This window comes from Janthinobacterium aquaticum, assembly GCF_009208565.1.
Taxonomy (GTDB): Bacteria; Pseudomonadota; Gammaproteobacteria; order Burkholderiales; family Burkholderiaceae_D; genus Janthinobacterium.
This window is the reverse complement of sequence record NZ_WFLK01000012.1, coordinates 214,871-225,280: the sequence shown is the minus strand read 5'-3', so window position 1 is coordinate 225,280 and position 10,410 is coordinate 214,871. Positions and strand designations below refer to the sequence as shown.

At 58.8% G+C, this 10,410-nt stretch carries 9 protein-coding genes and 1 rRNA gene; 6 read left to right on the top strand and 4 right to left on the bottom strand.

The features are described 5' to 3' along the window. Positions 1-97: ribosomal RNA gene (locus GCM43_RS18990) — 16S ribosomal RNA — on the bottom strand; the annotation flags it as partial. Between the two features lie 564 nt (positions 98-661). On the opposite strand from GCM43_RS18990, the gene GCM43_RS18985 reads away from it, so the two are divergent. The 3 genes from GCM43_RS18985 to GCM43_RS18975 all read left to right on the top strand — a co-directional run bounded on the left by GCM43_RS18985 (position 662) and on the right by GCM43_RS18975 (position 4,108). Then, entirely contained in the window at positions 662-1,948 is a 1,287-nt protein-coding gene (locus GCM43_RS18985) for a sensor histidine kinase (protein ID WP_152247161.1), read from the top strand. 72 nt (positions 1,949-2,020) lie between these two features. After that, positions 2,021-2,779 carry a LytR/AlgR family response regulator transcription factor gene (locus tag GCM43_RS18980; RefSeq protein ID WP_152247159.1) on the top strand — a complete coding sequence of 253 codons (759 nt, stop codon included), beginning with the start codon at positions 2,021-2,023 and terminating at the stop codon, positions 2,777-2,779. 111 nt (positions 2,780-2,890) lie between these two features. Then, on the top strand, positions 2,891-4,108 hold the full coding sequence (locus GCM43_RS18975; protein ID WP_152247157.1) for a PAS domain-containing sensor histidine kinase: 1,218 nt from the start codon (positions 2,891-2,893) through the stop codon (positions 4,106-4,108). Positions 4,109-4,113: 5 nt separating this feature from the next. Here the strand turns inward: GCM43_RS18975 and GCM43_RS18970 are convergent, their stop codons facing one another. The 3 genes from GCM43_RS18970 to GCM43_RS18960 all read right to left on the bottom strand — a co-directional run bounded on the left by GCM43_RS18970 (position 4,114) and on the right by GCM43_RS18960 (position 7,086). Next, entirely contained in the window at positions 4,114-5,106 is a 993-nt protein-coding gene (locus tag GCM43_RS18970; protein ID WP_152247155.1) for a porin, read from the bottom strand. 334 nt (positions 5,107-5,440) lie between these two features. Further along, positions 5,441-6,091 carry a class I SAM-dependent methyltransferase gene (locus GCM43_RS18965; RefSeq protein ID WP_152247153.1) on the bottom strand — a complete coding sequence of 217 codons (651 nt, stop codon included), beginning with the start codon at positions 6,089-6,091 and terminating at the stop codon, positions 5,441-5,443. A gap of 53 nt (positions 6,092-6,144) precedes the next feature. Further along, a complete protein-coding gene (locus GCM43_RS18960) occupies positions 6,145-7,086 on the bottom strand; it encodes a CysB family HTH-type transcriptional regulator (RefSeq protein WP_152247151.1) in 942 nt (313 codons plus the stop codon). Positions 7,087-7,236: 150 nt separating this feature from the next. Between GCM43_RS18960 and GCM43_RS18955 the strand changes: the two genes are divergently transcribed. The 3 genes from GCM43_RS18955 (at position 7,237) to GCM43_RS18945 (ending at position 10,403) form a co-directional block, all read left to right on the top strand. Further along, entirely contained in the window at positions 7,237-8,010 is a 774-nt protein-coding gene (locus GCM43_RS18955; RefSeq protein ID WP_152247149.1) for a sulfite exporter TauE/SafE family protein, read from the top strand. 151 nt (positions 8,011-8,161) lie between these two features. After that, positions 8,162-9,850 (top strand): nitrite/sulfite reductase, encoded by a 1,689-nt coding sequence (locus GCM43_RS18950; RefSeq protein ID WP_152247147.1) that lies wholly within the window; start codon positions 8,162-8,164, stop codon positions 9,848-9,850. Next, positions 9,843-10,403 (top strand): DUF934 domain-containing protein, encoded by a 561-nt coding sequence (locus tag GCM43_RS18945; protein ID WP_152247145.1) that lies wholly within the window; start codon positions 9,843-9,845, stop codon positions 10,401-10,403. Before GCM43_RS18950 ends, GCM43_RS18945 begins: the two co-directional genes overlap by 8 nt. Positions 10,404-10,410: the final 7 nt, after the last annotated feature.

Genomic DNA, 10,410 nt, shown 5'->3' with positions numbered 1-10,410 from the left:
ACTCGCCACCAGAGCAAGCTCCGTGCTGCCGTTCGACTTGCATGTGTAAGGCATGCCGCCAGCGTTCAATCTGAGCCAGGATCAAACTCTTCAGTTTAATCTCTGTTACTTTGCCGTTTTACCGGCATGGCCGAACCTTTTAATCGGTTCAAACCCCTCGCATTGCGAGGTGTTTGCTCACTCAAAAAACTGACAGGCCACTACTTGCGTAGCGCCTATTTCATTATTTCTTGTGAACATTTGATATTTTAAGTTTTACGCCGATCCGAAGATCGACGCTGCACTCCATCAAATGCCCACACTTATCGACTGTTAATTGTTAAAGAACTGTATTCGGTACTGCGTTTTTCGCGCTATCGACAAAGCGTTGTGTTTGTCAGCTGCGAAGAAGGAAGAGTATGAAGCGTTTGCAGCATTTCGTCAACCTTCTTTTTTCACTCGCTTCACAGTCACTTGCATGTACTGCGTTGCGAGGGACAGAACTATAGCAAACGTCCGCCAAAGCCGCAAGGCCTGTTTCGCCACACCGTCCAGCCAGCCTCCGATTCATTCCAGCCCGTCTTTTACGCAGCCTGTCGCAATGCACTGGTTGCAGACAGCACATTCAGGCAAAGTGATGACATCGATTAATTCCTGTCACTTCTGCATTTGAAAGTAACGCATGCCCTATTCCAATCCACCTCAGTTGTTGAAGGTCATCCTCACCTGGCTGCAACATGCATTTGATGCAACGACGACCTGGGTTACCCAACTGTCGTGGTGGAAGTTCTTTCTGTTTGCCGCACTGGCGCTGATTGCCGGCTCGATCCTGCAAGATGAACTGTTCTCCTCCGGCCCCGACGAAGAAATCGTCAGCAAATCGAGCAAGCGCGCCAACCGCGGCGGCGAGACAAATATCCTGATCGACGATACCGGTATCCGCTTCAATCCGCGCAACAGCAAGGCCAAGCGCACGACGGAAACACCGGCCGAGCCCACCGAGGATACATCCGGCGAACACGACAAAATAGTTGCGCCAGAGCCCCCCGAGCCGCCTGCTGCACCGGCGACGCCAGTCAAACCCAGCTATCCGGTGACCACCAATGCTTCGGGCGAAGAGGTGCATATTGAACTGCCGCCACAAATCGGCGAAGAGTTGTCGAACGCCATCGAAGAGGCAGTTGACGATGCGGCCGAACAAAAAGTGTCGCGCTATCACAAGCAGGCCTCGACCTGGTTCAAGAGCTTTGTGTCGCTGCTGGTACTGGCCCTGTTTGCCATGAAGGCATTGGTCGGCGGCAAGAAGCGCGCAGAAGCTGAAACCGTCACCGCCAATGAAGCGGCCGAACGCGCCTCCATGCAGCGCCAGCTCAGCGAAGCAAAGATGCAGATGATGCAGGCGCAGGTGGAGCCGCATTTCCTGTTCAATACCTTGGCTTCGGTCGAGCACCTGATCCAGGTCGATCCGCCGCGCGCGGCCAAGATGCAGCGCAGCCTGATCCAGTATTTGCGCGCGGTACTGCCGCAAATGCGCGACAACGCCCTGATCACCAACCTGGGCCGCGAAGCCGACATGGTGCAAGCCTATCTGAACCTGCTGAAAATGCGCATGGAAGAACGCCTGACCATCGACTTCAATATTCCCGACGGCCTGCGCACTGCTGCGTTCCCCCCCATGATGCTGCAATCGATGGTGGAAAACGCCATCAAGCACGGCCTTGAAGTGAAGCCCGAAGGCGGCACCTTGCGCGTGCTGGCCGAAGTGGCGCACAGCAAGCTGCGCGTGACCGTAACGGACGATGGCCTGGGCTTTGGCGCGGTGCCCAGCGACGGCACCGGCCTCGGTCTGCCGACCATCCGCGAGCGGCTCAAGCTGCTGCATGGCGACCAGGGCAGCCTGACCATTACGCCCAACTTGCCCAGCGGCGTGTGCGCCGTGATCGAAGTGCCATACCTGTTATCCAAATAAAGCCGGCGGAGGTGTTGATAAATACGCTAATTCATTGAATAATCAATCTTCGCCAGTTCACACTTGATTGCCATGCCTACAGCCATTATTGCCGACGACGAAAGACTCATGCGGGACCAGCTGCGCCTGCGCCTGGGCCAGGCCTGGCCTGAACTGGAGATTATCGGCGAAGCCAAGAATGGCGACGAAGCGATCGAACTGGTCGACCAGCTCAAGCCGGACTTTACCTTTCTCGATATCCGCATGCCGGGCAAGACCGGCCTGGAGGCGGCGCAGGTAATCGGCAACAAGAGCCGTATCGTGTTCGTGACCGCCTACGACAGCCATGCGGTCGAAGCGTTCGAACGCGGCGCCGTCGACTATGTGCTCAAGCCGCCCGAGCACGAACGCCTGCTCATTACGGTCGATCGCCTGAAGTCGCACCTGATCCAACCGGCTCAGGACGTCAACAGCAGCGTCACGGCCATGCTGGCGCAACTGGCGCAGAAGATCACCACCAAGCCCAGCTACCTGCAATGGATACAGGCCAGCATCGGCCAGGACCTGCGCATGATACCGGTCGAGGAAATCCTGTTTTTCCGTTCCGACGAAAAATATACCTGCGTGCAGACAGCCAAGTATGAAGCCCTGATCCGCAAGCCGGTACGCGACCTGGCCGAAGAACTCGATCCGTCGCTGTTCTGGCAGATTCACCGCGCCACCCTGGTCAATGTCAACGCCATCGAAGGCGTAACGCGCGACATTCGCGGCCGCCATCTGGTGATGATCAAGGGCACTTCCGACAAGCTCGAAGTGAGCCGCAGCTTCCTGCACCTGTTCAAGCAGATGTAGCCAGGCTGGCCGACTGCGCCAGATCAAACCGGCGCGCTGCATCCTGGCTTACGCTGGCATGTACCGCGCTGCTCTTCGCGCGTCTTCATTGCATATTCGCAAGGAGTCGCCATGCCACCGCCTGCTCCGATCATGCTATGGCGCACGCTGCCTTTCGGCGCAGCGGCCGCATTGACAGCGCTCGGCTATTATCTGGCGCGCTCAGGCAAACAACAGGCCGCGCTGTTTGACACATCGCCCAACGCCATGCTGCGCATTGATGGCAACCGCCTTGTCGTGCAGGCCAATGCTGCCGCCGCGCGCCAGTTTGGCAGCACGGCCGGCGCCATGCAGGGCCAGCCGCTGGCGCAATTCATCCTGCGCGACCTGCGCAGCCTCGATGCACACAAAGCCGCTGCGGCTGGATCACTGCCGGACGACATCACCAGCGAGCTGCGCCTGACAGGCCGGCGCGCCACCGACTCCAGCCTGATCGGCCGGCGCCAGGATGGCAGCACCTTCCCGCTTGAAGGCTTCCTGTCGGCCGGCCAGGGCAGGCTGCGCCAGCACACCGTGATCGTGCGCGATATCAGCGCACGCAAGCAGGTACACGAACAGCTGGCCCGCTCTTTCTTGCAGTTACGCGAATTGTCGGGCGCACTGCAAACCATCCGCGAAGAAGAGCGCAAGCACATTGCGCGGGAGCTGCATGACGACCTGGGACAACTGCTGGCCACCTTGCGCGTCGACCTGACGCTGATGCAGCGCCATGCGCAGATGAACGTCGCACTACAAGGCTTGCTGGAGGGGATGGATAGCCTGCTGGTAACGGCCATTACCTCCTTGCGACGCATCGCCAGCAACCTGCGACCGCGCGCGCTTGACGAAGGCGGCCTGTTCTTTGCCTTGCAAAAACTGCGCACTGACTTCCTGCAGCGCCAGCCAGTCCAATTCGACCTGCTGGCCGACGAGAGCGATCTGGTGCTCGACGACACCCACAGCACCGCCATCTACCGCATCGTGCAGGAAGCGCTGACCAATATTGCGCGCCATGCCCAAGCGAGCCAGATCACCATCGCGCTGCACCGCATCGACTCGGAACTGGCCATCACGATCCAGGACAATGGACGCGGCATCGCCGGCAGCGATCTGGAAAAGGTTGCCGCCATGGGCCTGCTGGGCATGCGCGAGCGGGTCTGGGGACTGAACGGCAGCATCGATATCGGCCCGGATGGCGAACAGGGCGGCACGCGCATCGATATCGCGCTGCCGCTGCAGCCGCTTGATGCTGGCCCAGAAAACAACAATGCCGCCCGGCGCGAACCGGGCGGCATTAAGGCTGACTGCTAGCCGTATCAGAACTTGTGGGTCATGCCCATTTGATACATCGATTTTTCGCTGAACTGGTCGCGGCCGCCATACACGTACACGGCGGTACGCTTCGACAGCGGGTAGTCGTAGCCCAGGCCAAACGCCTTGGCCGTTTCTTTACCACTGACCAGACGGCTGTCCTGTTTCTGTTTCACGTAGCTGGCCTTGATGGCGCCGCCACCGATGTCATACGACAGACCCAGCAGGAAGCTCTTGAATTCGCCAACGGTGGCAACGTCGGTATCGGCTTTCGAGTAGTCGAACGTCACTTTGGCAGGACCGAATTTGTAGCCGCCACCGATCAGCCACAGGGTAGGCTCGGCAGCCGCATTGGCAACCGACTGGACTTTCTTCTGGTAGCCGGCGTGGGCGCTGGCAGGACCCATGTCATAGGTAGCGACGACGCTGACGCCCGAATCGGCATCCTTGATTTCGCTGGCGACGTACTGGCCGCTGATCACGAAACCGCTGAACGATGGGCTGTTATAGGTCACGGCATTGCTGACGCGCGATGCGCCGACGGTTGAACCTGCCACTACTGCGCCGTTAGGCGACTGGCCGCCGCGCATGACCGGCTCATTGATCTTGCCGATCACGCCGTAGGTATTGAATGGATCGACGCGCGCCAGCGTGCCGTCCAGCAGGTCCTTGGTGCGGCCCAGGTAGACGGTACCGAAGTCGCCGGTCAGACCTACCCATGCCTGGCGGTCAAACAGGGTGTTGGTGGTGGCTTGCGCACCGGTGTCGGCCTTGAATTCGCTTTCCAGGTTGAAAATGGCTTTCAGGCCGTTACCCAGATCTTCCGTACCTTTGAAGCCGAGGCGCGAAGCTTGATTCTCACGCTCCTGCAGTGCACCGCCGCTGGTTTTGGCGATACCCAGATCGACCACGCCGTACACGGTCACGTTCGATTGGGCTTGCGCCGTCGCTGCTGCGAAGGTACCGATGATCAATGCTGCCAGAGTAATTTTTTTCACTTGAGATTCTCTACATTTAGTTGGACAAGATGAGTTGCTGCTTAGCTGCTGACCCGAATCATGCCCACCAAATGCTTCAACAATATGACATCGACAATTTGTTGTTTTTGCGCAACTCATGCCAAGTGAGAAATTACTGACTAACAAGCAAACCAGTGAAATTTAGATACCCGAGTCGCTGGCAAAGCAATTCCGGGCCAAGCGAGGCTGAAAAATGTCGAGCGCAAGACGTAGGTCGGGTCAGCCCGCAGGGCGTAACCCGACAACACCACGGCCATCGGCATTTTCTCGGCCTCGCGTCTCCGGCCCGCCGCTGTTTTTTACATGCCTTTTGTTATTTCAGGCGGCAGCTGAGAAACCAGTAATACTCAAGCCGCTTCATGCGTATCTCGCGCGCTGAGTTGGCAAATTTCTTGCGCAGATGGCTATCGTTCGGGAAATTTTTCAGCACCTCATAACGCTCGCCAGACGCGGTGGTGCGGAACTGGTGGGTATTGCCTTCCAGATCGGTGCGCGCAATCACGGTGCTGCTGCCGTCGACATAGGAATTGTCGATCAACACTAAGAGCACGTCCTTGCCCAGCTTGGCGCGCAGCTGCTTCAGATATTTTTCCTGGTCTTCCTTCTTGACATGCGACCACCAGAAACCGGCAAACACAGCGGTAAATTTGCCTGCCAGATCGTCCGGCAGGTTAAACGCATCGAGCTTGGCCAAGCTCACGTTATCGGGCAATTCGCGCTCGCGTGCCAGTGCCAGCATTTCATCGTTAATATCGGTGGCCAATACGCTGTCGGCTACCTCGGCAATCACTTCCGTCCAGTAACCGGTGCCGCAGGCCAGTTCCAGCACGGTATGGCCTTCGAGTGCATCGGCCACTTTCTCGCGCAGGCCTTCCAGGTCTTCCTGGCGTTCCGGCTTGTCATAGATGCGCTCGTATTCCTTGGCAATGGTGGCGTAATATTGGGCTAGCTGATCGGTAATCATATTTCTTCTCTTTAATCTGGCCGGACACAGCGTCCGGCCGGGTCATGCGTTGTTTATAGTTCGTAATGCTCTTTTTCGCCGCTCATGGCCTGCTCGATCAACTTGCGATTCAGGGTCGGCGTCAGCAGCTCGATAAAGGTGTAGATATAGCTGCGCAGGTAGGCGCCTTGCTTGACAGCCACACGCGACACATTCATGCCAAACAGGTGGCCCACGGGAATGGCGCGCAGGTTGCGGTCACGCTCGGCGTCAAACGCCATGCCCGCTATGATACCAATGCCCATGCCCAATTCCACATAAGTCTTGATGACATCGGCATCGATGGCTTCGAGCAGCACATCGGGCTTCAGGCCACGCAGCACGAAAGCATGGTCGATCTTGTTACGGCCGGCAAACGCGCTGTCATAGGTAATCAAGGGGAAGCCGGCGATCTCTTCCAGCGTGACCGATTTCGACCGCAGCAGGGGATGGTCGACCGGCACCACCACCACATGCTCCCATTGATAGCAGGGCAAGGTAATCAGGCCGTCGATGGCGGCCACCGATTCGGTCGCAATGGCCAGGTCGGCCTGGTCGCGCTGCACCATTTCGGCAATCTGGCGCGGGTTGCCCTGCAACAGCGACAATCTGACTTTGGGAAACTTCAGCATAAAGGCCTGCACCACCCTGGGCAAGGTATAGCGCGCCTGGGTATGCGTGGTGGCAATGGTGAAGCTGCCGCTGTCCTGCGCCGCATATTCCTTGCCGATGCGCTTCATGCTGTCGATCTCCTGCATCACCAGTTCCACCGATTCGAGCACCAGCCGGCCCGGCTCCGTCAGGCCGCGGATGCGCTTGCCGTGGCGTGTGAAAATATCCACACCGAGCTCTTCTTCGAGCTCGATAATGGCTTTCGACACGCCCGGTTGCGACGTAAACAAGGCCTTGGCGGCGTCGGTCAGGTTGTAATTCTGCCGTACCGCTTCGCGCACGAAGCGCAGTTGATGGAGGTTCATTGCTGGTTTTGCCCTAAAAGTTGCTGCCGGCCACTACTGCGGATTTTGCATGCATGCTTATACCCATATCGCATATAAGCAAATGCATACTTAGTAGTTTGGAATAAACACTAAGTTTATTACTATTGCGGGTACTTTGGGGGTGCTTGCATGACTTTGTCTTATATAGTGTCAGGATTTGCTGTAGGTTTACTGGTTGGCATGACCGGCGTGGGCGGTGGTTCGCTGATGACGCCCCTGCTGACCTTGCTGTTTGGCGTCTCGCCGTCGGTGGCCGTGGGCACCGACCTGGCCTTTGCCTCGATTACCAAGAGCGCCGGCACCCTGACCCATCGCGTGCGCGGCACCATCCGCTGGGATATCGTGCGCCGCCTGTGCATCGGCGCCCTGCCCGCTGCCGTGGTGTCGACGCTGGCACTGAAATCGTTTGGCGCACTGTCGCCCGAAATCGGCCAGATCATCCGTTATTCGATTGCCGGCTCGGTCTTGCTGACTGTGGTGGCGCTGATTTTCAAGAGCCGCATGCTGGCCTGGATCAACGCGCACCCGGAACGCCAGTTGCAAGGCAACAAGTTGGCAGCGGCCACGATGGTTTCCGGCGCCGTGCTGGGCGTACTGGTGACGGTGTCGTCGATCGGCGCCGGCGCCATCGGTGCGACCTTGCTGGTACTGCTGTACCCAAGCATGAGTTCGGCTGAAGTGGCCGGCACCGATATCGCCTACGCCGTGCCGCTGACTGCGATTGCCGCACTGGGCCACTGGTGGCTCGGCTCGATCCACTGGGAACTGCTGATCTCCTTGCTGATCGGCTCGCTGCCCGGCATTACGCTGGGGTCCTGGGTAGCGCGCTCGGTGCCGGAAAAGTTTTTGCGTGTGCTGCTGGCCATGACCTTGACCGGCGTGGCGTTCAAGCTAATCTATTGAAACATGATCTAGTCGGATGACGCGTGCTGCTCAAGCGGCGTACGAATCAACACATATAACATCCCGGTTGTCGGATGACGCGTACCGCTAATCCGACCTACGGACCAGATATATAACACCCAGGCAATCAACGGCTTACTTAGGACCAACTATGTATCATTACGATCAGTATGACCACCTTATCGTCAAAGAGCGCATTGCGCAGTATCGCGGCCAGGTCGAGCGCCGTCTTGCCAATGAACTGACGGAAGAGGAATTCATTCCGCTGCGCCTGCAAAACGGCCTGTACATGCAGCGCCACGCCTACATGCTGCGCATTGCCGTGCCGTACGGCCTGCTGTCGTCAAAACAGATGCGCATGTTTGCCCATATCGCGCGCAAGTACGACCGCGGCTACGGCCACTTCACCACGCGCCAGAATATCCAGTTCAACTGGATCGAACTGGAAAAGACGCCCGATATCCTGACAGAACTGGCCTCGGTGGAAATGCACGCCATCCAGACCTCGGGCAACTGCATCCGAAATACAACGTCCGACCCGTTTGCCGGTGTGGCCGCCGATGAGATCATCGATCCGCGCCCGTACGCCGAAGTGCTGCGTCAGTGGAGCACCTTCCACCCCGAGTTCATTGCCCTGCCGCGCAAGTTCAAGGTTGCCATCAACGGCGCCGAAGAAGACCGCGCTGCGATTGCCGTGCACGACATCGGCCTGACCGCCGTGCGCAACGAAGCCGGCGAAGTGGGCTTCAAGGTGATGGCCGGCGGCGGCATGGGCCGCACGCCGATCCTGGGCAGCGTGGTGCGCGAGTTCCTGCCGTGGCAGCATCTGCTGACCTATACGCAGGCCATCATGCGCGTGTACAACCTGCATGGCCGCCGCGACAACAAATACAAGGCGCGCATCAAGATTTTGTTGAAAGCCATTGGCGTGGAAGAATTCACGCGCCAGGTGGAAGCCGAGTGGGTCGATTTGAAAGACGGCCCGGAAACCCTGAGCGTGGAAGAAATGCAGCGCGTGGCCGACTTCTTCAAGCCGCCGGCTTATGCGGCGCTGCAAGACATCGACTACGCCGGCGCCCATGCCGACAACAAGGCCTATGCCAACTGGATACAGCGCAACGTCAAGCCGCACCAGCGCCCAGGCTATGTGGCGGTGGTGCTGTCGCTGAAGAAAACCGGCGTGCCGCCGGGCGACGCCACGGCCGAACAGATCGATTTTGTGGCCGACCTGGCCGACCGCTACAGCTTTGGCGAACTGCGCGTCACGCACGAACAGAACCTGGTGCTGGCCGACGTGGAGCAGTCGAAACTGTTTGCTCTGTGGCAAGAAGCCAAGGCCCATGGCCTGGCCACGCCCAATATCGGCTTGCTGACCGACATGATCTGCTGCCCGGGCGGCGATTTCTGCTCGCTGGCCAACGCCAAGTCGCTGCCGATTGCCGCCGCCATTTCCGAGCGCTTTGACGACATCGACTTCCAGCACGATATCGGCGAGATCGAGCTCAATATTTCCGGCTGCATCAATGCCTGCGGCCACCATCACGTGGGCAGCATCGGCGTGCTGGGCGTGGACAAGAACGATACGGAATGGTATCAGGTGTCGATCGGCGGCGCGCAAGGCAACAACGCGGCCATCGGCAAGATTATCGGACCATCGTTTTCCGCCCTGCAAATGCCCGAAGTGATCGCGCGCCTGCTGCACGTTTATGTGCGCGATCGCCATGAAGGCGAACGCTTTGTCGATACGGCCCAGCGCCTCGGTATCACGCCGTTCAAGGAACATGTGTATGCAACGCCGATCAAGGTCGGCAACCTGGTGGGAGAAGACGAATATGTTTGAAGTACGCGAAGAAATCATCAAGAACGCCGCCGTGGTTGCCAATGACTGGGGCGTGCTGCGGCTGGACGAAGGCGACACGCCGGAAACGGTGAGCGTGCCGGCAGGCAAGGCTATCGTGCCGCTGTCCGTATGGCAGGCCCAGCGCGAGACGCTGGCCGCGCGCCTGCCTGACGTTGGCGTATGGCTGGCCGGCGATGAAGATCCGGCCGCACTGGCCGATGTGGTTGACCAGTTGGCCGTGATCGGCATCGACTTTCCGAAATTTACCGATGGCCGCGGCTATTCGATCGCCTTCAACCTGCGCACCCGCTTAGGCTACCAGGGCGAACTGCGCGCGCTCGGCGACGTGCTGCGCGACCAGCTGTTTTCGATGCACCGCGTGGGCTTCGACGCCTATGCCACGCGTCCGGACCGCAGCATCCATGACGCACTGAAAGGCCTGTCGGTATTTTCCGAAACCTATCAGGCATCGTGGGACCAGAAGTCGCCGCTGTTTCGCCGCCATCATCGCGAAGGCGTCAACCCCGACCTCGACAACGCGGCCGGCATTTAAGGAAACA